Origin of the sequence: Comamonas sp. 7D-2 (assembly GCF_022749555.1) — a bacterium.
In the GTDB taxonomy this organism is placed as follows: domain Bacteria; phylum Pseudomonadota; class Gammaproteobacteria; order Burkholderiales; family Burkholderiaceae_C; genus Comamonas; species Comamonas thiooxydans.
Genome location: NZ_CP094238.1, coordinates 4,104,076 through 4,125,515 on the forward strand (window position 1 = coordinate 4,104,076; position 21,440 = coordinate 4,125,515).

Consider the following 21,440-nt stretch of genomic DNA (forward strand, 5'->3'; position numbering starts at 1 on the left):
AGAAAAAGTCATGAAAAAGTCGATCAAAGCAGGACTGGGAGCCGTCGCGGCCCTGGTCCTGGCCGCGCTGTTATTTTTGTTTTGGCCAATATTCCCTCGCTCCGTGCCCAAGGCCGAGAACGAGCAGCCCGTCGATGTGGTGATGGTAGGCGCCGGCGTGATGAGCACGACGCTGGCCACCTATCTGCAGGAACTGCAGCCCGACTGGAAGATCGAGGTCTTCGAACGCCTGGACGGCGTGGCCCTGGAAAGCTCCAACGGCTGGAACAACGCCGGCACCGGCCACTCCGGCTTTGCCGAGCTCAACTACACGCCCCAGCTGCCCGACGGCAGCGTGGAAACCAAGCGTGCCGTGAGCATTGCCGAGCAGTTCGAGGTGACGCGCCAGTTCTGGGCCCACCAGGTCGGCCGCGGCCACCTGCAGTCGCCCGAGACTTTCGTGAACGCCACGCCCCATATGAGCTTCGTCTGGGGTGATGACAACATCGCCTTCCTCAAGAAGCGCCAGCAGGCCCTGGTCCAGAACCCGCTGTTCTACGGCATGGAGTACTCCGAAGACCAGGCACAGATCAAGAAGTGGGCCCCGCTGATGATCGAAGGCCGTGACCCGGCCCAGAAGATCGCCGCCACCTATATGCCCCTGGGCACCGACGTGAACCATGGCGTCTGGACCGAGCAGCTGATGGCCTCGCTCCAGAAGAGCCCCAACTTCCAGCTGCACCTGCAAAGCGAAGTCACGGCCCTGCGCCAGAACACCGACAAGACCTGGAACGTGACCGTGGCCGATCTGGCCAAGGGCGGCCAGGAAAAGACCGTCAAGGCCAAGTTCGTCTTCGTCGGTGCCGGCGGTGCCGCACTCAAGCTGCTGCAGGCCTCGGGCATCCCCGAATCCAAGAACTACGCCGGCTTCCCCGTGGGCGGCCAGTTCCTGGCCATCGAGAACCCCGAGCTGGCCAAGCGCCACGACGTCAAGGCCTACGGCATTGCCTCCACCGGCTCGCCTCCCATGTCCGTACCCCATCTGGACGCCCGCCAGCTCGACGGCAAGCCCGTGGTGCTGTTCGGCCCCTTTGCACTGGCCACCACCAAGTTCCTCAAGAACGGCTCCTGGTGGGACCTGTTCTCCTCAGTCACCCATGACAATCTGATGGGCATGCTGCGCGTGGGCATCCACAACCTGGACCTGGTCCAGTACCTGATGCAGCAGGCCGAGCTGACCGACGCAGACCGTCAGGCCATACTGGCCCAGTACTTCCCCGAAGCCAAGCGCGAGGACTGGAAGCTGGTCACCGCCGGCCAGCGTGTGCAGATCATCAAGCGCGATCCCGAAAAGGGTGCCGTGCTGCAGTTCGGCACCGAAATCGTTGGCTCGGAAGACGGCAGCATCGCCGCCCTGCTGGGTGCCTCGCCCGGCGCCTCGACCGCTCCCCACATCATGCTGAACCTGCTCAAGAAGTCCTTCCCCGAGCAGATGGCCAGCACCGGGTGGAAGACCCAGATCCAGCAGATCGTGCCCTCCTACGGCCGCAAGATCAACGAGGATGCCGCCTATACCAACGAGATCCGCCGCATGACCAGCTCGGCCCTGAAGCTGCCCTATGTGGACGTCCCTGCCGACCTGGGCAAGAAGGCTGAAGCGGCTCCCGCGCCTGCCGCAGCTCCCCAGAACCCCACCCAGCTGAACAAGGAAATGCAGGCGCTCTAAGCCCGGCACTCCCCGCACCGGCCCCGCCGGTGCCCGCCCCGCCGGCCTGTGCCGCGCGGGGTTTTTTCTTGCCAAGCCCCAGCGCTTGAGGTTGCGCAGCCTTCTTTTTTCAATGCACCAGCCACTGACCCATGCACCGATAGGCCGCGCCCTGCTGCGGTTTTCCCTGCCTCTGTGGGGCGGCTATGTGCTGCAGTCGCTCAATACCTCGGTCAATGCCTTCTGGATCGGACGCCATCTGGGCGAGAGTGCGCTGTCTGCAGCCGTGCATGCCAACAATCTGCTGTTTGCGCTGATTGCTCTGGTCTTCGGCATCAGCCAGGCCGCCAATCTGCTGGTGGCTCAGGCCGTGGGGGCGGGCCGCTGGGCACTGGCCCGCCGCATCACAGGCACCAGTGCCAGCCTGTTTCTGGGCATGTCCCTGCTGATGGCCGCCCTGGGCTGGCCGCTGGCCGTCCCCATGCTGGGTGCAATGGGGGCCGAGCCTGCCACCGCCGCACTGGCCGTGGACTATCTGCGCGTGCTCTTTCTCGCGCTGCCGCCCATGCTGCTGCTGATCTTCGTGGCCGCCGTGCTGCGCGGCACAGGCGACAGTCGCACGCCTTTCGTGGCCCTGCTGGGCGTGGCCCTGGGCGATGCCTTGCTCAACCCCTTGTTCATTTTCGGCGCCGGCCCCCTGCCAGGCCTTGGCATGGCGGGCTCGGCCCTGGCCACCCTGGTGGCCAACAGCCTCGGCCTTGCGGGCCTGCTGGCCTGGCTGCGCTGGCAGCGCCTGCCGCTGTGGATAGGCTGGCGCCAGCGCCGCCATTGGCGGCCTGTGCCTGAGCTGCTGCGCTGCCTGGTCATCAAGGGCCTGCCCATGGGCCTGCAGATGCTGCTGGTCTCACTCTCCCTGGTGCTGATGCTGACCCTGATCAACGCCCATGGCGCCCAGGTTTCGGCCGCCTACGACGCGGCCCTGCAGCTGTGGGCCTATGTCCAGATGCCGGCCATTGCCGTGGCCTCGGCCTGCACCACCATCGCCGCCCAGAACGTGGGCGCCGGCCACTGGTCGCGCGTGGCGCGCACGGCGCGTGCCGGCGTGGCCTGCCACCTGTTGCTGACCGGCGCCTGCGTGGCCCTGATTCTGGCCTGCGACCGCTCCGTGCTGGCCCTGTTCCTGCCAGAGGACAGTACGGCCCTGGAGCCTGCACGCCACCTCAACCGCATCGTGCTGGGCTCGTTCATGCTGCTGGGCGTGAGCAGCGTGCTGGCCGGTGTGGTGCGCTCCACGGGTGCGGTGCTGGCGCCCCTGGCCATCCTGGCCCTGACGCTCTGGGGCCTTCGCCTGCCCCTGGCCTGGGGGCTGCAGCCGCTGTGGGGGCAGGATGCGCTGTGGTGGAGCTTTCCGCTCAGCGCGCTGGCATCCATGCTGCTGTCCATCGCCCACTACCGCTGGGGCCCATGGCGCCGGTCACGACTGCTGGACAGCACGACAGCGCAGAGCTAGACCCGCTGCGCACAGATACAAAAAAAAGCTTCCCGTGGAAGCCTTTGTCGTTTGCGCGGCGCCTCTTGGCACCTAAAAATCACTTCTTGCCGGCTGGCAGCTTGTCTGGCAGCAGGCAGGCCTCGGCCACTTGCAGATCGTTGTCCTTGGCGAAGTTCAGGCAGAAGTCCCAGGCCATGGGCTCGTAGTCGCGCAGATCCCGGTTGATGACCACGCATTTGGTGCCGTTCATCACCGTAGGCACGCACCAGGGAGAGTAGCTCAGATGGCTTCCGGCGCAGGCACCACCAGGGCGAAACTGACTCATGACCCCGGCCAAGCGCTCGGCCCAGTCGCTGGGTCGAAAGGTTTTTCCGGCATGGGTCATACCCATGATGAACAGTTCTTTGCTGGAAGGGGTAACCATCAAATATTCGCCAAAAAGATCCGGCAACCAGGCGGGATCCCCGCCAACATGCCTAAACGAGCATTCTAACTCTTGTATAAGAGCCATGCTGTCAACCCCACAATGGCGTAGGTTGATTGCATGGCAGCGATGCGCAATCCGCAATGTTGGGGTTATCCGGGCACTCTAGAATCTAAGCTCTCATTTTTCAGGTGCCGCCGTGCGCCGTTGACCTTCCTTCTCAGGAGATTCTTGCAATGACCGCTTTCATCGAGGCAGCTTCGCCCCACGTTATGCCCACTTACGGCCGCGTCCCCATCGCGCTGGAGCGCGGCCAGGGCTGCCGCGTTTGGGACGTGAACGGCAAGGAATACCTGGACGCACTGGGCGGCATTGCCGTCAACACCCTGGGGCACAACCACCCCAAGCTGGTGCCGGCCCTGCAAGAGCAGGTGGCCAAGCTGATCCACACCAGCAACTACTATCATGTGCCCGGCCAGGAAACCCTGGCCAAGCTGCTGACCGAGCGCTCGGGCATGACCAATGTGTTCTTCTGCAACACCGGCCTGGAAGCCAACGAAGCCGCCATCAAAATCGCCCGCAAATACGGCGTGGACAAGGGCATTGCCAAGCCCGAAATCGTGGTCTATGACCATGCTTTCCACGGCCGCTCCATCGCCACCATGAGCGCCACGGCCAACCCCAAGGTACGCAACGGCTTTGGCGATCTGCTCGCTGGCTTCACCCGCATCGCACCCAATGATTACGAAGCCCTGATCGACGCGACCGAAGGCAATCCCAACATCGTCGCCATCATGATGGAGCCCATCCAGGGCGAAGGCGGTCTGCACCCCATGCGCGCCGACTATCTGAAGAAGGTGCGCGAGCTGTGCGATGCCAAGGGCTGGCTGCTAATGATGGACGAGGTGCAGGCCGGCATGGGCCGCACCGGCAAATGGTTTGCCCACCAGTGGGCCGGCATCACCCCCGATGTGATGACCCTGGCCAAGGGACTGGGCTCTGGCGTGCCCGTGGGCGCCGTAGTGGCGCACAAGGCAGCTGCCGAAGTGCTCAAAGCAGGCAACCATGGCTCCACCTTTGGCGGCAACCCTCTGTCCATGCGCGCCGGGGTGGAAACCATCCGCATCATGGAGGAAGACGGCCTGCTGGCTCATACCACTGAAGTGGGTGAATATCTGAAAGCTAAACTGCAGGCTGAACTGGGCAGCCTCGAAGGCTTCGTCGAAGTGCGCGGCCAGGGCCTGATGATTGGCGTGGAGCTGACCAAGCCCTGTGGCGAGCTGATTGGCCAGGCCGCAGAAGCCGGCCTGCTGCTGAGCGTAACCGCCGACACCGTGATTCGCCTGGTGCCGCCGCTGATCCTGAGCAAGGCCGAAGCTGACGAAATCGTCGCCAGGCTCAAGCCCCTGGTTCAAGCTATTCTGGCTGCCTGATCCTCCAAGGAATTCCGCATGAAGCATTACCTGCAATTTAGCGACTTCACGGCAGATGAATACGACTACCTGCTGGAACGCGCCGCACTGATCAAGAAAAAGTTCAAGGGCTACGAAAAGCACCACACGCTGATCGACCGCACCATGGCCATGATCTTCGAGAAGGCCAGCACGCGCACCCGCGTCAGCTTCGAAGCCGGTATGTACCAGCTCGGTGGCTCCGTGGTCCACCTGACCACGGGCGACAGCCAGCTGGGCCGCTCCGAGCCGATTGAAGATAGCGCACGCGTCATCAGCCGCATGACCGACCTGGTCATGATCCGCACCTTCGGTCAGGACAAGATAGAGCGCTTTGCCCAGTACTCGCGCGTGCCCGTCATCAACGGCCTGACCAACGAGTTCCACCCCTGCCAGATCCTGGCCGACATCTTCACCTTCATCGAGCACCGCGGCTCGATCAAGGGCAAGGTGGTGGCCTGGGTGGGCGACGGCAACAACATGGCCAACACCTGGCTGCAGGCCGCCGATCTGCTGGGCTTCACGGTCCATGTCAGCACGCCCGGCGGCTACGAGGTGGACGAACAGCTGGCCTTCAACGGCAAGCCCGTCAACCCCGGCTGCTACAAGGTGTTCAAGGACCCTCTCGAAGCCTGCAAGGGTGCCGATCTGGTCACCACCGATGTCTGGACCAGCATGGGCTACGAGGCCGAGAACGAAGCGCGCAAGAAGGCTTTTGCCGACTGGTGCGTGGATGCCGAGATGATGGCCTCGGCCAAGGCCGATGCCCTGTTCATGCACTGCCTGCCCGCCCACCGCGGCGAGGAAGTGGAGGCCGAAGTCATAGACGGCCCCCAATCCGTGGTCTGGGACGAGGCTGAGAATCGCATGCATGTGCAAAAGGCGCTCATGGAGTACCTTTTGCTGGGTCGCGTGGACTGATGGCGAAGACATCGGTGCACGCGACGGCTCGCCAGAGCCAGCATGCGATTCGGGCGCAGGCTCATACCCGCTTCGCGGGTGTGAAGCGGCAGCATGCCGCGTGCCAAAGCCAAAATCGCATGCATGTGCAAAAGGCGCTCATGGAGTACCTGCTGCTGGGCCGCCAGCCAGGCTGATTCGGCACGTCCGGGCTCATCTGCATACCACCACACCCATGCACCTGAGCCACATCACATCCCCACACCGCCAGAGGGCCCTGCGCCAGCTGGCGGTGTTTCTGTTTCCGCTGCGCCCCATCCACGGGGATGTCCGCTACGGCCAGCGCGGCGGCCTGCTGGCGCTGCGCCAGCCCCATATGGCACGCCACACGCGCGTACCTTCCTTCTTCGGCCCACGCAAATCCTTTGCCGCGCGCGTGCGTGCACTTTATGTACGCATCCACACCTTCTATCTGAAGTTTCTTCAAGGCCATACCTAGTGGCCCAGGCACCGGAAGCCGCAGACAGCCCTGCGTGCCGGCTTCTCCTCCAGACCTCAAAAAGCCGTCCTTGCCCAAGGAGGACGGCGCGACCCCGATGCCTGAATCCTTGAAGAAACACGATGTCCGAATCCGTCCACCCCTGCCTGAACTGTGGCGCCTGCTGCCAGAACTACCGCGTTGAGTTTTCCATTTACGAGTTGCAATCCATGGGCGGCACCGTTCCCGATGAGCTGGCCCATGAAGTGCCCGGCAAGGGCAATCGCGCGCGCATGAACGGCACAGAGCGCCACCCGGTGCGCTGCGTGGCACTGCGCGAGCTGCCCGAGGTGGGCGCGGGCTGCATAGGCTGCGGCATTTACGAGCAGCGCTCGCGCCCCTGCCGCGACTTTCCGTTTGCCTCCTACGGCTGCCACGACACGCGCGAGAAGTTCGGCCTGTCGGCACTGAGCGATGAAGAAGTCCAGCCCTGGCTGGAAGCCGCCTGAGCTTTCGGCAAGCCAACAGGCGCTATCAAATAAAAAGCTGCCTGCGCTTTCCACTTAAGCATTTCAGATACAAAAGCATCTGAAATTCAGAAATGGCAAGCGCAGGCAGCTATATTTTTATGTAAGGTCGGTATCCGCCTCAAGCCTTGCGCGTATCCGAGCAGCTATCGCCACCACAGGCGCTGCAACCGCCGCAGCTGCCGCTCTTGGCCGCAGGCGCCAGCGAAGGATGAACCCGCGTCAGCTTGCTGCGCAGACCGGCGGGCATGAAACGCCAGGCCAGCGACACGGCGGCCACCAGCACGATGGCGCCCACTATCAGTTCCTGCCACATAGACAATCCTTTCTCAACCCCAGCCCAGGGCCACGGCGACGCGATAGGTCACAAAGCTGGCCAGATAGGCCAGAGCAAACAGATAACCGGCCATCAGCAGCGGATAGCGCCAGCCATTGGTCTCGCGCTTGACCATGGCCAGCGTGGAGATGCACTGGGGCGCAAACACAAACCAGACCAGCAGCGACAGCGCGGTCGCCATTGACCAGCTGCTGGCGATCAGCGGGCTCAGCTGCTGGGCCATGGCGTCATCGCCCACGGCCGACAGCGCATACACCGTACCGAGCGCACCCACGGCCACCTCGCGTGCGGCCATGCCGGGCACCAGCGCAATGGCGATCTGCCAGTTGAAGCCGATGGGCGCCAGCACCACCTCCAGCGCACGACCGATCTGGCCCGCGAAGCTGTAGCGAATCGCGCCTTCGGTCACGCCCTCGGGAGCACCGGGGTAGCTGGAGAGGAACCACAGTACGATGCTGACGGTCAGGATGATGCCGCCGACGCGGCGCAGGAAGATCATGGCCCGCTCATACAGGCCCAGCACCAGGCTGCGCAGGCTGGGGATGCGGTAGGAAGGCAGCTCCATCAGCAGCGGCGTGCGGGTCTTGACCTTGGTGGCCAGCTTGCCCACCCAGGCCACGGCCATGGCACTGACGATGCCGCCCACATAGAGGGCAAACAGCACCAGGCCCTGCAGATTGAAGAAGCCGGCCACGGTCTGCTCGGGAATGAAGGCTCCGATCAGCAACGTGTAGACGGGCAGGCGTGCCGAGCAGGTCATCAGCGGCGCGATCATGATGGTCAGCAGACGGTCGCGCCAGCTGGAGATCGAACGCGTGGCCATGATGCCGGGCACGGCACAGGCAAAGCTGGACAGCAGCGGGATGAAGGAGCGTCCGGACAGGCCCACGCTGCCCATGATGCGGTCCAGCAAAAAGGCGGCGCGCGGCAGATAGCCCGAGTCTTCCAGCACCAGGATGAAGAAGAACAGAATCAGGATCTGCGGCAGAAAGACCACCACCGAGCCGGTGCCGGCAATCACGCCGTCCACCAGCAGGCTGCGCAGCACGCCATCGGGCATCACGCCATGCACCCACTGGCCGAAGTCGCTGACCAGGCCTTCGATGCCGTCCATCAGGGGCTCGGCCCAGCTGAACACTGCCTGGAACATCAGGAACAGCGTCACCACCAGCAGCAGCGTGCCCCACAGCGGGTGCAGCACCACGGAGTCGATGCGATCGTCACGCTGCGTGGGAGCCGCGGGCTCCTGCACGGTCTGGCGCATGATCTCGGCCACCTGCTGGTGCAGGGCCAGCAGCTGGGCACGCGAATTGCTGCCCGTCACGGGCTTGAACTGACCTTCGAGAGTCGGTGCCTTGAGCTGCCTGGCCTGATCGCTGTCCAGCCAGGCCAGCAAATCCTTGGCGCCGGACAGATGCACGCCCACGCTCTCCACCACGGGCACGCCCAGCAGCTCGCTGAGCTTGGCCTTGTCGATGACCAGTCCCTGACGGCGTGCCATATCGCTCATATTGAGCACCACCACCATGGGCAGGCCCAGGGCGCGTGCCTCCAGCACCAGACGCAGGTTCAGACGCAGATGGGTGGCATCGGTCACGCAGACCAGCAACTCGGGCGGCGCTTCGCGCGGATGCTGGCCCTTGACGATGTCGCGCGTGATGCGCTCGTCCTCGCTGTGCGCATCGAGGCTGTAGGTGCCGGGCAGGTCCAGCACGCGTACGCGGCGCTTGCCGGGCGTGCTCAGCCAGCCCTCCTTGCGCTCCACGGTCACGCCTGCGTAGTTGGCCACCTTCTGGCGGGCACCGGTCAACAGATTGAACAGCGCCGTCTTGCCGCAATTCGGGTTGCCCAGCAGCGCGGCGCGCAAGGGAGCCTGCTCCACGGCTTGAGGACTCATCATGGTGATCTGGGATTCACGCGCGTTCATGCTGCGGCCTCCAGCTGCACCAGCACCTGGGACGCCTCGTGGCGGCGCAGCGCAAACGTCGCCTGGCCTATGCGCACGGCCAGCGGGTCGGGGCCGGGAAAGCCGGTGGCGACGACGCGCACGGACTCGCCAGGCAGAAAGCCGATTTCCATGAGTCTGAGCAGCAGGTTTTCATCCTCGCCTTCGGAGGAAGCCAGATCCACCACCCGGGCTGGCTGATTCACCACCAGCTGATCCAGGCCCATGATGGGCCCGGTGGCTGTGGCTGTGGCTGCAGCGCTGGAAGATGGCACGCCGGATTCAGACGCTTGAACAGGAAAAGCATTCATGGACGAAGTAACTGACACTGCCTCAGACCTCGCCGAGGGGGACTGCAAAGAACTCATAGCGCATTATTAATTGATTTTGATTCTCATTTTCCATTTACTGTAGGCGATTGGTGCACAACGGTGGCGAATTGGCACCAGCAGCATGGACTTTTGGGCGGGTATTGAGCGGCGCGGTTGACAAATCTGCGGCCCGGCACAACCAAAGGGTTTGCACAGCTGCGAAAATCGCCGCCCCACCGGAAAAATTCCGCCTCTCCAATGACCCATCCCTGCCTTAGCTGCGGCGCCTGTTGCGCGTCCTTTCGTGTCGATTTTTCCGTGCACGAGTCCCAGGAGCATGGGGGCAGTGTCCCCGCAGGACTGGTTGAGGAGGTTACCGACTACACCTGCCGCATGCGCGGCACGGACTGGGCCAGGCCACGCTGTGCAGCTCTGGTGGGCAAGGTGGGAGAAAAGGCGTACTGCGGCATTTATGAATGGCGCCCCTCCCCTTGCCGGGAGTTCGCCGCGGGCTCGGACGCCTGCAACCGCGTGCGCCAGCGCCATCAGTTGCCTCCGCTGGAAAGCGGTCTGATCTAAGAGTCCCGGTCAGATCCTGGGATCAGGCGTCCTGCTCGATCAGCACCACGCCGATATTGTCCTTGCCGCCTGCGGCATTGGCCGCCTCGATCAAGGCCTCCTGCAACCGCGCCAGCGGCAGGTTTTCATCGAACAGGGAGGCAAGGCTGGCGTCACTCAGCATATCGGTCAGGCCGTCCGAGCACAGCAGGATGCGGTCACCCTGCTGCAGCGGCCAGTGGTTCAGCTCCGGCTCCACCTGGGGCATCACGCCCAGCGCTCTGGTCACCAGATGACCGTAGCGCGAGGTCCTGGCATCGGCCTCGCTGATCAGGCCGGCATCGATATCCTGCTGCACCAGCGAATGATCGCGCGTCAGGCGCTGCAGCCGGCCGGCGCGCCAGGCATAGGCCCTGGAGTCGCCCAGATGGGCAATCAGCACCTCGCTCGCCAGCACCAGGGCGACCACCACCGTGGTGCCCATGCCGCTGCAGCCGGGCGTGGACTGCGCGGCTGCATAGATGGCCGTATTGGCCATGTGCAGGGCGTCCGTCAGCTCGCACTGTGCTGCCAGCATGGATTCATCGGCTGCCGGACCGTGCTGCACGCTGGTCGTGATCAGCTCCACGGCCATGACGCTGGCCACCTCGCCCGCGTTATAGCCGCCCATGCCGTCGGCCAGCACGGCAACCGGCCAGGGCCTGGCCTGCGGCTCCAGCCCCACCGAGTCTTCGTTATTGCTGCGCTGGCGCCCCATGTCGGCACGCCCCACCATGCGTACGGCCGGCCAGACTCGGGATGGGCTAGAAGCTGCTGCGGATGGCATGGAAGATGGGACGGGGTCAGGTTCGCGAAAGCATTCAAGCGTAACGCAAGTCACCTTCTTGTATCGGTCGAAAAGAGCCGTTTTGCACTTGTTAACCAAGCAAAGGCGCAATTTTGTTCAATACCTGGAAAAGCCAAGGACTCAGACTGGCGACCTCTTGTTTCAGGTTTGTCCATGCTTTCTTCTGTTCTGGCCATGGCCGGATTTGCACTGGCCGGCGCCATCACGCCAGGGCCGGTGAACGTGCTGGCCCTGCGCCATGGCAACGGCCGCGCTGGCGCCGCCTTCTGCTATGTACTGGGAGCCAGCGTCAGCTACGCCGTCATCGTCTGGCTGATGGGCCAGAGCGGGCAATGGCTGCTCAAGCAGCCAGAGCTGCTGCGCTGGGCGCCGCGCGTCTGTGCTCTCTATCTGCTCTGGCTGGCCTGGCAGCTGGCCAATGCCCCTGGGACCCATGGCCGGGCGGCCAGGGAGAGCGCCCCCGCATCACTGCCAGCCGGCCCAGGCGGAGCATTCGTGCAGGGCATTGCGATTCAAAGCCTCAACCCCAAGGCCTGGCTGGTGGCGCTTTCGGGCATCGGCATGTTCGTGGCTCCGCTGGCTGCGCAGCAGGTCTCGCTGCCTGCTGCATTGCTGCTGTTTTGCGCCGTCTCCTTGCTGGCCTGCCTGCTCGGCGTTGGCTGCTGGGCCGCGCTGGGCCATGCACTGACCCAGTGGCTGAGCACGCCCCTGCGCCAGCGGCGGCTGAACCAGGCCCTGGCCATGGTGCTGGTGGCAAGCGTGGTCAGCATGCTGGCATGATGAGGCCGTCATGCCAGCCCCCAGTCACCATTTCCACCGCCACCCGGCCCTGCCCTGGGCCGAGCTGCGCATCAGCCGCCAGTCCTGCTACAGCTACCGGCTGCATGCGCACGCGCAGTACTCCATAGGCATCGTGGATGAGGGCGAGACCCTGTTTCTGCATGACGATGGCCCCGAAGCATTGAGCGCTGGCAGCGTGGTGCTGATCGAGCCCGGCCACTGGCATGCCTGCAACCCCGAGACATTGCAGCCATGGTCTTACCGCATGCTGTTCGTGCAGGCCGACTGGGTTCATGAGCGGCTCGGCGTCGGCGGCCTGCGCTTTGCACGGCGCGCGCTGCACAAGCCGGAAATCTCGCGCTGGGCAGACCGTCTCTGCCAGCCGCTTGCCGGCAGCGCCACGGATGCGCAGCTGCGGCAGCACGAGCAATCGCTGACGGATTTCCTGCAGCTGCTGGGCCGTGCCGCCGACTCCCCTGCCCCAGAGCCCCAGCCGCCCGATGCCGTCCTGCCTGCGCTGCAGCACATGCACCGCAGCCCCGAAGACGAAACCAGCGTCCAGGCCCTGGCCCTGCGCTGCGGCATGAGCCCCAGCCGTTTCATCCGCCGCTTCAGGGCCGTCACCGGCGTCACGCCCGGGGCCTACCGCCTCAACCTGCGCCTCAATGGCGTGCGCCACCTGCTGGCCCAGGGCGAGCCCCTGGCCTCGGTCGCTCAACAGATGGGCTTTGCCGACCAAGCCCATATGCAGCGTGCCTTCAAGGCACATCATGCACTGACGCCAGGCAACTACGCTGGGATGCCTCGCTGAGCCGGCTGGGCCTGCGCCAAGGACATTCGCCGCCACGCCGCCGCAGCCGGTCATTCGCGGGATACTTGCCGCTTCGATTTTTCGCACGCGTAAGTCAGCAATGGCCAACTTTGACAGTATTCAGCAACGCGAGACAGGCTTGCAGCAGCACCTGAACTCGGCCCAGATGACCATGATCGCCATCGGTGGCGCCATCGGTACCGGTCTCTTCATGGGCAGCGCCTTTGCCATCGGCTTTGCCGGCCCCAGCGTGCTCATCAGCTACGCCATCGGCGCCTTCATCGGTCTGCTGCTCATGGGATGCCTGGCCGAGATGACCGTGGCCCACCCCACCTCGGGCTCCTTCGGCGCCTACGCCGAGCACTACATCAGCCCGCTGGCCGGCTTTGTAGTGCGCTATGCCTACTGGGGAGCCGTGGTGCTGGCCGTGGGCATGGAGGTCACGGCCGTGGGCAAGTACATGGCCTACTGGTTCCCCAACGTGGAGCAATGGGTATGGGTGGCGCTGTTCTCGGCCCTGCTGGCCGCCGTCAATGCCACCAGCGTCAAGGCCTTCGGCCAGGTCGAGTACTGGTTCTCCATGGTCAAGGTGATTGCCATCGTGGCCTTCATCCTGATTGCTGCCTATGTGGTCTTCGGCACCCGACCCGAGGGCGTGGGCTTCGACAACTACTTTGTCGATGGCGGCTTCTTCCCCAACGGCTGGTGGGGCACCTGGGTCGGCGTGATCGTGGCCATCTTCAGCTATCTGAGCCTGGAATCCATTGCCATTGCTGCCGGCGAAGCCCAGAACCCCAAGCAGGCCGTGACCCGCGCCTTCCGCACCACGGTGCTGCGCCTGGTGCTGTTCTATCTGCTATCGCTGGCACTGATGCTGGCCGTCGTGCCCTGGAGCCATGCGGGCACGGACAAGAGCCCGTTCGTCAAGGTGATGGAGATTTTGCAGATTCCCGGCGCGGCCGCAGCCCTCAACTTCGTGGTGCTGCTGGCCTCGCTGTCGGCCATGAACAGCCAGCTCTACGTCACCTCGCGCATGATGTTCAGCCTATCGCGCGGCGGCTATGCCCCCAAGGGTCTGAGCAAGCTCAGCAAAAGCGGCGTGCCGCTGGGCGCGATTGCCGTCTCCTGCCTGGGCATGGCCGTGGCCATGGTGCTCAACGTGCTCAAGCCCGAGCAGTCGCTGGAGCTGATGATGTCGATCGCCATGTTCGGCGCCATGTTTGCCTGGTTCATGGTGTTCGTGACCCATCTGTTCTTCCGCCCACGCTGGCAGCGCGAGCATCCGGGCCAGAAGCTGGAGTTCCGCATGTGGGGCTTTCCCGTGCTGACCCTGGTAGGCGCCTTGCTGATGGCGGGCGTGATCGTCACCACGCTGTTTACCAAGGAGTTCCACACCACCGTGCTGGTGGGTGTGCCGTTTCTGATCGTGCTGGTGCTGGTCTATGCTCTTTGGTATAGGAAAAAGAAGGTCACCCCCTGAGCGGCTTTGCCTAGGCGGCCCCGCCGCTTCCCCCTCTCTCTACGCGCTGCGCGCTACGGGAGGAGGACGACACCATCGCTGCGGGGCGGCCCTTGCTTGGTGTCCCTGCCCACACATGCCAGCCTGTAGTAACTATGCTTGCCTCCACCATGACACGCCAGATCTGGGATATTTCTCCTGCCATTCATCCTGCCGCACCGGTGTTTCCGGGCGACACGCCCTATAGCCAGGAATGGGTGGCCAGCATTGGCCCGGGCTGCCCGGTCAATGTCAGCGCCATTCATCTCTCGCCCCATGTGGGCGCGCATGCCGATGCGCCGCTGCACTACGATGCGCAGGGCGCGGCCATTGGCGCCGTCGATCTGGATGCCTTTCTGGGCCCCTGCCGCGTGATCCACGCCATGGGCTGCGGGCCGCTGATCGAATGGAGTCACATAGCGCACGCCATCGATGCCGGCCTGCCCGCGCGCGTGCTGGTGCGCACCTACGAGAAAGCGCCCACCGGCTGGGATGCCGACCTCGCCGCCTATGCCCCCGAGACCGTGCAAAAGCTGGCCGACCTGGGTGTCAAGCTGATCGGCATAGACACTGCCAGCATAGACCCTGCCAGCAGCAAGAGCCTGGACAGCCATATGGTGATCCGCCAGCGCGGCCTGCGCGTGCTCGAGAACCTGGTGCTCGATGAAGTGAGCGAAGGCGACTATGAGCTGATCGCCTTGCCGCTCAAGCTCACCGAAGCCGATGCCTCGCCGGTGCGCGCCGTGCTGCGCAGCCTGCTCTGAAGCGCTTGGCGCAAAGAAACCGATGTCCTCGCTGCAAGGCGGCCGGGCCGCCCCGGTCTCGGACACAATGGGCGAATTCGAGTCCAGCCATATTTGAATCAGAACCGGCTCTGGTGTAGACACAATCATCGTCAGTAGCTATCAAAATGAGAGAAGGAAGACAATGACCACTTTGCAAGACTGCCAGGCTCTGGATGCCCAGGAGCCGCTGCGCGCGCTGCGCGAGCGCTTTGCCCTGCCCCAGGGCGTGATCTACCTGGACGGCAATTCCCTGGGCGCCCAGCCCAAGGCCGCCGCCGCACGCGCGGCCGAAGTGGTGACGCAGGAATGGGGCCAGGACCTCATCACCTCCTGGAACAAGGCCGGCTGGATCACGCTGCCCGAGCGCCTGGGCAACCAGTTCGCCCCCTGGCTGGGCGTGGGCCAGGGCGAGCTGGTGTTCACCGACACCACCTCCATCAATCTCTACAAGGTGCTGAGCGCTGCCGCGCGCATCGCCCGCGAAGATGCGCCCGGCCGCAAAAAGCTGATCAGCGAGCGCAGCAACTTCCCGACCGATCTCTATATCGCCCAGTCCGTCTGCCAGGAATACGGCCTGGAACTGGTGCTGCTCGAGCCCGAGGAAATCGCCGGCGCGCTGCAGACCGATGTGGCGATCTCCATGCTCACCCATGTCAACTACCGCACGGGGGCCATGCACGATATGGCAGCCGTCACGGCCGCCGCCCATGCCAAAGGCATTCTCTGCGTCTGGGATCTGTGCCACAGCGCAGGTGCCGTGCCCGTGGACCTCAAGGGCGCCGGTGCCGACTTTGCCGTGGGCTGCAGCTACAAATACCTCAACGGCGGCCCCGGCGCGCCGGCCTTTGTCTGGGCGCATCCGCGCCTGATCAACCGTTTCTGGCAACCGCTGTCGGGCTGGTTCGGCCACGCCGAGCCCTTCAAGTTCGTGCCCGACTACCACCCGGCCCAGGGCATACAGCGCTATCTCTGCGGCACCCAGCCCATGATCAGCATGAGCGTGCTGCAGTGCGGTATCGACATCTACACCGAAGCCGAGGCTTTCGGCGGCATGGCCGCGCTGCGCAAGAAATCGCTGGCGCTGACCGATCTGTTCATCCAGCTCGTGGAAGAGCGCTGCCAGAGCCACGGCCTGGGTCTGGCGACACCGCGCGAGCATGCGGCACGCGGCTCCCAGGTCTGCCTGACCCGGGAAGAAGGCCTGGGCGTGAACGGCCAGGGCAGCGGCGCCTACGCCATTGTCCAGGCGCTGATTGCACGCGGCGTGATCGGTGATTTCCGCAAGGGCGACGGCGGCACGGGCAGGCACAAGGACATTCTGCGCTTCGGCTTCACGCCGCTGTATGTGGGCTTTGCCGATGTCTGGAATGCCGTCGAGCATCTGCGCCAGGTGCTGGAATCGGGCGAATGGCAACGACCCGAGTTCAATACCGTACACGCCGTGACCTGAAGCAGGCACCGGGGGCGGGCCGGGCGAGCTCCGATCAGGCCCGCGCCCAGCTCCAATTGAGCACGCCCATCAGCGCCACGGCGGCCAGGTCCAGCATCAGCACGCTTCGCTGCACCCAGCGCCGCTGGTCAGCGCCCTGCGCCAGCAACTGCACGGCCATCTCCACCTTGCCGGGCGAAGCCATGAGCAGCAGCGAGGCACTGACGTTGTGCACCGCCATGAATGGCAGCAGCGGCGCGCCCAGCGCATGGGCGATCTCGGCCTGCGTGGCCGCAAACATGGCATTGGCCCCGGTGTTGGAGCCGGTCACGAAGCCGCCCAGCGCGCCCACAAATGGTGCGGCCAGCAGATACAGCGGCCCGCTGCGGGCCAGTGCCTGCGCCAGTTGCGCGGCCATGCCCGAAACCGCCATCAGCACGCCCAGCACAATGAACAGCGCCGTGACCGGCGCCACCTGCAGCCAGGAGCGCCAGACCTTTGCCAACGATGGGCGCGCCGGCCGGCCTCGCGTGAAAAAAACCGCCGCTACCAGCAGCCACAGTCCCGGCGAAGCCAGCCCATGCAAGGCAGCGGGCAGATCCAGGGTGCGCAGCAGCGCTGCCGCCGCCAGCACGCCGCCCAGCAGCAACGCATAGGCCGCCAGCGCTCGCCGTCCCGGTGCACTCAGGGGCGGCTTGTCCGCGTCCGCTTGCGACACGCGCAGGCGCAGGCGCAGCAGATGCCAGCCCACCACCAGCAACGCCCCCAGCGCCCCCGCGGGTGCCGTGCCGGCCAGGGTATTCATCAGAGCCACGGCCGCCGTCAGCAACAGACCCGACAGCAGGCCCTGCAGCAGAGCCGGCCAGCGACGGCCCGGCGCACTCGCCAGAGCCGCCGCCGCCATGCCGATGATGACAAACGGAATCACGCTGACCAGGGCCGAAGCCTGACCCAGCTCCTTGAACGGCAGACCCGCCATGGTGGCCGCCACCAGCGTCCCCGGCCCCATGGAGCCCCAGGGCACGGCGCAAAGGCCCAGCAGGCCGATGAGCCCCACCTTGCGCGGCGGCAAGCCGAAGTGCGCGAGCAGCGGAATGCCTATGGTCACGCCCACGCCAAAGCCGGTGACCGACTCGGCAAACGGCGTGATGCCATGCACCACCAGCAGCACGGCGCCCGTGCCGCTGCCGGCCCTGGCCAGCAGCCAGTCGGCCAGAGCCTTCTGCGCTCCCGACGCGCGCAGCACCTCGGACAGCAGCAGCCCGCCTGCCACGATCAGCAACACTTCCAGCAGCACCGGCGCCCAGTGCATGCCGGCGGCCAGCCATGCTGAAGCGGGCTGCGCAAAGGCTGCGGCAATCACCAGCAGCGCCACCGCCACGCCCAGCGCTGCGGCATGCAGCGAGCGCCAGCCCGCCAGCAGGACGGCGATGACGGTGGCCACGGGCAAGGCACTGATAAACATGTACATTGCATTCATCCTCGAAAAATAATTTCCTATACGCAAAATTATTTTCTCATAGGAAAATTTTCAACACAAGCACAGACGCCATGACAAGGAGCCAGACTTGAACTCCACCACCGCATCGCAGGCATCGGAGCAGGATGCGCTTTTCGGCGCCGCCGTCCGCGCGCGCCGCGCCCAGCTGGGCATCACACTGGATCAGCTGGCCCAGGCCAGCGGTGTTTCGCCGGGTGCGCTGTCGCGCGTGGAGCGCGGCCTGCTGGCCACCAGCCTGCGCAATGCCATGGCGATTGCACAGGGCCTGGGCTGCGAGCTGGGCGAGTTGGTGCAAAGCGCGCCCAGCGCGCAGGTCACGCGCGCCGGCGAGAATCTGCGCTTTGTCGACGAGGCCAGCGGCGTGGAGCGCCTGGCCCTGGCCAGCCCCAGCGCGGGTGTGAACCTCGTGCACTACCGCTTTCCGCCGCATGCGGTCTCCAGCCATTTCGCGGCCCATCGCGCAGGCACGCGCGAGGTCTTTCACGTGCTCGAAGGCAGCATCGAAGTCTTCACCGCCCAGGAGCAGGTGCTGCTGCATGCGGGCGACACGGCCACTCTGGTGGTGGACAGCGAGCACCGGCTGGCCAACGCCTCGGGCCAGCCCGCACGCCTGCTGCTGCTGGTGCTGTCGCCGCCGCTCTGAAGCACTCCCCCCTGTCGCCTCTCAATAGGCGCTGTCGGCCAGCGAGGCCCAGAGGTGCGCGGCCACCAGCGCGCGCCAGGGCTTGAACTGTTCCAGCCAGTCGCTGGCGGCACGCGCATCGGGTTTGTCGCCACCCGTGAGCAGGCCTATGGCCCGGCGCACCGCCACATCTCCGTGCAGACTGCCGTCAGGCCAGCCATAGCCGCGCAGCAAGGTGTAGTTCACCGTCCATGGCCCGATGCCCTTGACCGCCAGCAATTGCGCCGAGGCAGCGGCCACATCCTCCTCGCTCCAGCGCCCGGCGGCGCTGCGGGCGGCCCAGTCGTCCAGCGGCAGCCGGCCTTCGGCAACAGCCTGGGCCACGGCCAGCAGGGTCTGGGCCTTGGCCTGGGAAAAGCCCGCGCCGCGCAGCGCGTCCAGCCCCAAGGCCGCCACGCGCTGTGCATCGGGATAAGCGTGCAGGGCCGGCATGTCACCGCCTTGCGCCAGCAGCTCGCCCGCCAGCGCGATCAGCTTGCGCCGCAGCGAAACGGCCACGGCCACCGTGATCTGCTGGCCGGTGATGGCCCAGGTCAGCGCCTCGAAGGGCGTGGGCGAGCCAGGCACATGCAGGCCGGCCTGGCGCGACAGCAGCGCGCCCAGCTCGCGGTGGTCGCCATGCGCCAACTCCAGCTGGTCGGGCGCGTAAATCAGCCCCAGCATGCGTTTCACCATGGCCTGCAGCGCGGCCCTGTCTGCCTCGGCCGGCTCTGCGTGCGCTGCATGCAGGCTGGCCTGCACCTGTCCGGTCTGCCATTGCAGCTGCAGCAAGGCGGGACTGCGCTTCCACATGATGGCCTTGTGCAGGCTGCGCGCACCGGCATCGACCCGCTCAGCCAGTTGCTGCTCGTCGCGATCATGGAAATGCACGAATTCATCGAAGCGGTAACGCGCGGGCAGGACAATGGAGACTTCAAGCAGCATGCGGTTTTCTATCACACGGGCAGCGCCGTAGCGTGCCTGTGCTTCATTCATTAAATTCATAGCTGCTATCGCTCATCAAACAATGATTTCAGGTAGAAATCAACTCAAATTCATTGAGAAGCATGCGATGACAGCTCTCTTTAAGAGAGCTTTAGTCGGTCCTGCTGGGCCTCGCGCAGCAGCAGCGCACGCTTGCGCTCCACGCCCCAGCGATAGCCCGAGATGCTGCCGTCATTGCGCAGTACACGGTGACAGGGCACGGCCACTGCAATCGGGTTGGCCGCCACCGCGCTGGCCACGGCCCGCGTGGCGCTGGGCTGGCCCAGTTGCCGGGCCAGTTCGCTGTAGCTGACGGTCTGCCCGGCCGGAATGCTCTGCAGCGCCTGCCACACGCGCTGCTGAAACGCCGTGCCCTGAATATCCAGCGGCAGGGCCAGCCCCAGGCGGGGCTGCTCCATCAGGGCCACCACCTGGGCCACGGTCTGTTCATACTGGGCGTCGGCCCCGATCAGTTGCGCCGCCGCAAAACGCTGCTGCAGATCGTCCACCAGCGCATGGGGATCATCGCCCAGCAGCACGCAGCACACACCCTTGTCGGTGCTGGCCACCAGCAGGCTGCCCAGCGAGCATTCGGCCAGGGCAAAGCGGATACGCTGGTCCTGGCCGCGCCTGCGATAGGACTGCGGCGCCATGCCCAGCATGGCCGGTGCGTCCTTGTAGAAGCTGCTGCTGGCTTCATAGCCGCTCAGATAGGCCGCGTCGGTGACCGACTCGCTGGCCTCCTGCGCCAGCGCGGCACGCACATGCCTGCCGCGATGGGCCTTGGCATAGGCCTTGGGCGTGAGCCCCGTGGCGCGCTTGAAGTTTCGGTGCAACTGCCAGGGACTGAGCCCGAGGCGCTGAGCCAGCTCCTCCAGCCCAGGCATGGGCTCTTCGCTCTCCAGCCAGCGGCAGCACTGGATCATGCGCTCATCTGTTTGCGAATTTGCAGTGGCGGCGAAAGGCAGAGGACTGGGCATGGCGTGAATCTCGGCTGAGTGCGTTTTCTGTCATCGGTCTGTGACTGTCCCGACTTTACGCAAAGCTATGGCAGCTTGCATCCACGTTCTTGCAGGCTTTGTGTGCCCGGATTCGGTTACGCTGCGCGCACTGACCTATCAAAGATGATTTGACCATGACGAATGAATCCTCCGGTTGCCCCCTGCATGGCGGCGCAGCCATCGTCCGCGACGAGAAAGCCCAGCTCGACTTCAGCCGTGACATGAGCTATGGCGACTATCTGCATCTGGACCAGATTCTCACGGCCCAGCATCCGCTGTCGCCCGCCCATGACGAGATGCTGTTCATCGTGCAGCACCAGACCAGCGAGCTGTGGATGAAGCTGATGCTGCACGAGGTGCGCGCGGCTACGGCAGCCATTGCCAATGCATCGGGCGAGACCAAGCCCGATGCCTTCAAGATGCTGGCGCGCGTCTCGCGCATCATGGAGCAGCTGGTCAGCGCCTGGACCGTGCTGTCCACCATGACACCGCCTGAGTACTCGGCCATGCGCCCCTATCTGGCCAACTCCAGCGGCTTCCAGAGCTACCAGTACCGCTGCATCGAGTTCGCACTGGGCAACAAGAACGCGGCCATGCTCCAGCCCCACGCCCACCGCAGCGATCTGCTGGCCCAGGTGCAGGCCGCCTACGAATCGCCATCGTTGTACGACGTGGCCCTGCAGCTGCTGGCCCGCGAAGGCATCGCCGTGCCTGCCGACCGCCTGCAGCGCGACTGGACCCAGCCCTATGAGGCCAGCGAGGGCGTGAAACAGGCCTGGATCACCGTCTACCGCGATCCGCACAAGTATTGGGATCTGTACCAGCTGGGAGAAAAGCTGGCCGATATCGAGGATGCCTTCCGCCTCTGGCGCTTCCGCCACCTGACCACGGTGGAGCGCGTCATCGGCTTCAAGCGCGGCACGGGCGGCACCGGCGGCGTGAGCTACCTCAAGAAGATGCTGGACGTGGTGCTGTTCCCCGAGATCTGGAGCCTGCGCACCGAGCTGTAGGCCGGTCATCAAGGCCATCGCCATTC

22 protein-coding genes are annotated in these 21,440 nt (G+C 65.0%); 14 read left to right on the forward strand and 8 right to left on the reverse strand.

The genetic code is table 11. The annotated features are described in order from the left end of the window. The first annotated feature begins 10 nt into the window (after positions 1-10). The gene (gene mqo, locus MPZ60_RS18795; RefSeq protein WP_034353561.1) at positions 11-1,705 is read left to right on the forward strand and encodes a malate dehydrogenase (quinone); all 1,695 of its coding nucleotides are present in this window, start codon (positions 11-13) and stop codon (positions 1,703-1,705) included. Positions 1,706-1,817: 112 nt separating this feature from the next. Further along, the gene (locus MPZ60_RS18800; RefSeq protein ID WP_052057585.1) at positions 1,818-3,194 is read left to right on the forward strand and encodes an MATE family efflux transporter; all 1,377 of its coding nucleotides are present in this window, start codon (positions 1,818-1,820) and stop codon (positions 3,192-3,194) included. A gap of 79 nt (positions 3,195-3,273) precedes the next feature. Here the strand turns inward: MPZ60_RS18800 and MPZ60_RS18805 are convergent, their stop codons facing one another. Next, positions 3,274-3,600, reverse strand: a complete 327-nt coding sequence (locus tag MPZ60_RS18805; protein WP_003052588.1) for a DUF3579 domain-containing protein — start codon at positions 3,598-3,600, stop codon at positions 3,274-3,276. A 236-nt stretch (positions 3,601-3,836) separates the two neighbouring features. Here MPZ60_RS18805 and MPZ60_RS18810 point away from each other — a divergent pair, with 236 nt between their 5' ends. From MPZ60_RS18810 to MPZ60_RS18825, 4 genes are all read left to right on the forward strand, one after another. Further along, positions 3,837-5,033 carry an aspartate aminotransferase family protein gene (locus MPZ60_RS18810; protein WP_034353565.1) on the forward strand — a complete coding sequence of 399 codons (1,197 nt, stop codon included), beginning with the start codon at positions 3,837-3,839 and terminating at the stop codon, positions 5,031-5,033. Positions 5,034-5,051: 18 nt separating this feature from the next. Continuing rightward, positions 5,052-5,972 carry an ornithine carbamoyltransferase gene (gene argF, locus MPZ60_RS18815; protein WP_012839458.1) on the forward strand — a complete coding sequence of 307 codons (921 nt, stop codon included), beginning with the start codon at positions 5,052-5,054 and terminating at the stop codon, positions 5,970-5,972. Positions 5,973-6,186: 214 nt separating this feature from the next. Next, entirely contained in the window at positions 6,187-6,450 is a 264-nt protein-coding gene (locus MPZ60_RS18820; RefSeq protein WP_034353567.1) for a hypothetical protein, read from the forward strand. Between the two features lie 122 nt (positions 6,451-6,572). Continuing rightward, positions 6,573-6,938, forward strand: a complete 366-nt coding sequence (locus MPZ60_RS18825; protein WP_034353569.1) for a YkgJ family cysteine cluster protein — start codon at positions 6,573-6,575, stop codon at positions 6,936-6,938. A gap of 139 nt (positions 6,939-7,077) precedes the next feature. On the opposite strand, the gene MPZ60_RS18830 is transcribed toward MPZ60_RS18825, so the two are convergent. The 3 genes from MPZ60_RS18830 to MPZ60_RS18840 are packed head-to-tail and all read right to left on the reverse strand — an operon-like array spanning position 7,078 to position 9,549. After that, on the reverse strand, positions 7,078-7,272 hold the full coding sequence (locus MPZ60_RS18830; RefSeq protein WP_034353571.1) for a hypothetical protein: 195 nt from the start codon (positions 7,270-7,272) through the stop codon (positions 7,078-7,080). 13 nt (positions 7,273-7,285) lie between these two features. Continuing rightward, the gene (gene feoB, locus MPZ60_RS18835) at positions 7,286-9,220 is read right to left on the reverse strand and encodes a ferrous iron transport protein B (RefSeq protein ID WP_080746091.1); all 1,935 of its coding nucleotides are present in this window, start codon (positions 9,218-9,220) and stop codon (positions 7,286-7,288) included. Then, positions 9,217-9,549, reverse strand: a complete 333-nt coding sequence (locus MPZ60_RS18840) for a FeoA family protein (protein ID WP_034353573.1) — start codon at positions 9,547-9,549, stop codon at positions 9,217-9,219. The genes feoB and MPZ60_RS18840 overlap by 4 nt, the downstream gene beginning before the upstream one ends. Positions 9,550-9,807: 258 nt before the next feature. Between MPZ60_RS18840 and MPZ60_RS18845 the strand changes: the two genes are divergently transcribed. After that, on the forward strand, positions 9,808-10,128 hold the full coding sequence (locus MPZ60_RS18845; RefSeq protein ID WP_034353576.1) for a YkgJ family cysteine cluster protein: 321 nt from the start codon (positions 9,808-9,810) through the stop codon (positions 10,126-10,128). 22 nt (positions 10,129-10,150) lie between these two features. On the opposite strand, the gene MPZ60_RS18850 is transcribed toward MPZ60_RS18845, so the two are convergent. Further along, positions 10,151-10,882 carry a Stp1/IreP family PP2C-type Ser/Thr phosphatase gene (locus MPZ60_RS18850; protein WP_034353579.1) on the reverse strand — a complete coding sequence of 244 codons (732 nt, stop codon included), beginning with the start codon at positions 10,880-10,882 and terminating at the stop codon, positions 10,151-10,153. 225 nt (positions 10,883-11,107) lie between these two features. Between MPZ60_RS18850 and MPZ60_RS18855 the strand changes: the two genes are divergently transcribed. The 5 genes from MPZ60_RS18855 to kynU all read left to right on the forward strand — a co-directional run bounded on the left by MPZ60_RS18855 (position 11,108) and on the right by kynU (position 16,278). Then, on the forward strand, positions 11,108-11,734 hold the full coding sequence (locus MPZ60_RS18855) for a LysE family translocator (protein ID WP_034353583.1): 627 nt from the start codon (positions 11,108-11,110) through the stop codon (positions 11,732-11,734). 10 nt (positions 11,735-11,744) lie between these two features. Next, positions 11,745-12,545: an AraC family transcriptional regulator gene (locus tag MPZ60_RS18860; RefSeq protein WP_034353586.1), complete on the forward strand. Its 801-nt coding sequence runs from the start codon at positions 11,745-11,747 to the stop codon at positions 12,543-12,545. A 100-nt stretch (positions 12,546-12,645) separates the two neighbouring features. Further along, complete coding sequence (locus tag MPZ60_RS18865; RefSeq protein ID WP_034353590.1) at positions 12,646-14,025, forward strand: amino acid permease; 1,380 nt, start codon at positions 12,646-12,648, stop codon at positions 14,023-14,025. Positions 14,026-14,174: 149 nt separating this feature from the next. After that, positions 14,175-14,807: an arylformamidase gene (kynB, locus tag MPZ60_RS18870; RefSeq protein WP_034353728.1), complete on the forward strand. Its 633-nt coding sequence runs from the start codon at positions 14,175-14,177 to the stop codon at positions 14,805-14,807. 163 nt (positions 14,808-14,970) lie between these two features. Beyond that, positions 14,971-16,278, forward strand: coding sequence for a kynureninase (kynU, locus tag MPZ60_RS18875; protein WP_034353593.1), 1,308 nt, complete (start codon positions 14,971-14,973; stop codon positions 16,276-16,278). Positions 16,279-16,312: 34 nt separating this feature from the next. Here kynU and MPZ60_RS18880 read toward each other — a convergent pair whose 3' ends face one another. Further along, positions 16,313-17,728: an SLC13 family permease gene (locus MPZ60_RS18880; protein WP_034353596.1), complete on the reverse strand. Its 1,416-nt coding sequence runs from the start codon at positions 17,726-17,728 to the stop codon at positions 16,313-16,315. Between the two features lie 97 nt (positions 17,729-17,825). On the opposite strand from MPZ60_RS18880, the gene MPZ60_RS18885 reads away from it, so the two are divergent. Continuing rightward, positions 17,826-18,401, forward strand: coding sequence for a helix-turn-helix domain-containing protein (locus tag MPZ60_RS18885; protein WP_034353600.1), 576 nt, complete (start codon positions 17,826-17,828; stop codon positions 18,399-18,401). A 21-nt stretch (positions 18,402-18,422) separates the two neighbouring features. On the opposite strand, the gene MPZ60_RS18890 is transcribed toward MPZ60_RS18885, so the two are convergent. Together MPZ60_RS18890 and ada are read right to left on the reverse strand one after the other, a co-directional pair. Further along, complete coding sequence (locus tag MPZ60_RS18890) at positions 18,423-19,415, reverse strand: DNA repair protein (RefSeq protein ID WP_242607028.1); 993 nt, start codon at positions 19,413-19,415, stop codon at positions 18,423-18,425. Positions 19,416-19,504: 89 nt separating this feature from the next. Further along, complete coding sequence (gene ada / locus MPZ60_RS18895; RefSeq protein ID WP_052057586.1) at positions 19,505-20,383, reverse strand: bifunctional DNA-binding transcriptional regulator/O6-methylguanine-DNA methyltransferase Ada; 879 nt, start codon at positions 20,381-20,383, stop codon at positions 19,505-19,507. 155 nt (positions 20,384-20,538) lie between these two features. Between ada and kynA the strand changes: the two genes are divergently transcribed. Then, the gene (gene kynA, locus MPZ60_RS18900; protein ID WP_003067178.1) at positions 20,539-21,414 is read left to right on the forward strand and encodes a tryptophan 2,3-dioxygenase; all 876 of its coding nucleotides are present in this window, start codon (positions 20,539-20,541) and stop codon (positions 21,412-21,414) included. Positions 21,415-21,440 lie beyond the last annotated feature (26 nt).

Coding starts and splice junctions, on each gene's coding strand:
- MPZ60_RS18805 (WP_003052588.1), bottom strand. CDS start 3,600: ATGGTTACCCCTTCCAGCAAAGAACTGTTCATCATGGGTATGACCCAT.
- MPZ60_RS18890 (WP_242607028.1), bottom strand. CDS start 19,415: ATGAATGAAGCACAGGCACGCTACGGCGCTGCCCGTGTGATAGAAAAC.
- mqo (WP_034353561.1), top strand. CDS start 11: ATGAAAAAGTCGATCAAAGCAGGACTGGGAGCCGTCGCGGCCCTGGTC.
- MPZ60_RS18865 (WP_034353590.1), top strand. CDS start 12,646: ATGGCCAACTTTGACAGTATTCAGCAACGCGAGACAGGCTTGCAGCAG.
- MPZ60_RS18880 (WP_034353596.1), bottom strand. CDS start 17,728: ATGTACATGTTTATCAGTGCCTTGCCCGTGGCCACCGTCATCGCCGTC.
- MPZ60_RS18825 (WP_034353569.1), top strand. CDS start 6,573: ATGTCCGAATCCGTCCACCCCTGCCTGAACTGTGGCGCCTGCTGCCAG.
- MPZ60_RS18840 (WP_034353573.1), bottom strand. CDS start 9,549: ATGAATGCTTTTCCTGTTCAAGCGTCTGAATCCGGCGTGCCATCTTCC.
- MPZ60_RS18845 (WP_034353576.1), top strand. CDS start 9,808: ATGACCCATCCCTGCCTTAGCTGCGGCGCCTGTTGCGCGTCCTTTCGT.
- kynB (WP_034353728.1), top strand. CDS start 14,175: ATGACACGCCAGATCTGGGATATTTCTCCTGCCATTCATCCTGCCGCA.
- MPZ60_RS18850 (WP_034353579.1), bottom strand. CDS start 10,882: ATGGTGGGGCGTGCCGACATGGGGCGCCAGCGCAGCAATAACGAAGAC.
- MPZ60_RS18800 (WP_052057585.1), top strand. CDS start 1,818: ATGCACCAGCCACTGACCCATGCACCGATAGGCCGCGCCCTGCTGCGG.
- feoB (WP_080746091.1), bottom strand. CDS start 9,220: ATGAACGCGCGTGAATCCCAGATCACCATGATGAGTCCTCAAGCCGTG.
- MPZ60_RS18860 (WP_034353586.1), top strand. CDS start 11,745: ATGCCAGCCCCCAGTCACCATTTCCACCGCCACCCGGCCCTGCCCTGG.
- kynU (WP_034353593.1), top strand. CDS start 14,971: ATGACCACTTTGCAAGACTGCCAGGCTCTGGATGCCCAGGAGCCGCTG.
- ada (WP_052057586.1), bottom strand. CDS start 20,383: ATGCCCAGTCCTCTGCCTTTCGCCGCCACTGCAAATTCGCAAACAGAT.
- MPZ60_RS18820 (WP_034353567.1), top strand. CDS start 6,187: ATGCACCTGAGCCACATCACATCCCCACACCGCCAGAGGGCCCTGCGC.
- kynA (WP_003067178.1), top strand. CDS start 20,539: ATGACGAATGAATCCTCCGGTTGCCCCCTGCATGGCGGCGCAGCCATC.
- MPZ60_RS18810 (WP_034353565.1), top strand. CDS start 3,837: ATGACCGCTTTCATCGAGGCAGCTTCGCCCCACGTTATGCCCACTTAC.
- MPZ60_RS18855 (WP_034353583.1), top strand. CDS start 11,108: ATGCTTTCTTCTGTTCTGGCCATGGCCGGATTTGCACTGGCCGGCGCC.
- argF (WP_012839458.1), top strand. CDS start 5,052: ATGAAGCATTACCTGCAATTTAGCGACTTCACGGCAGATGAATACGAC.
- MPZ60_RS18830 (WP_034353571.1), bottom strand. CDS start 7,272: ATGTGGCAGGAACTGATAGTGGGCGCCATCGTGCTGGTGGCCGCCGTG.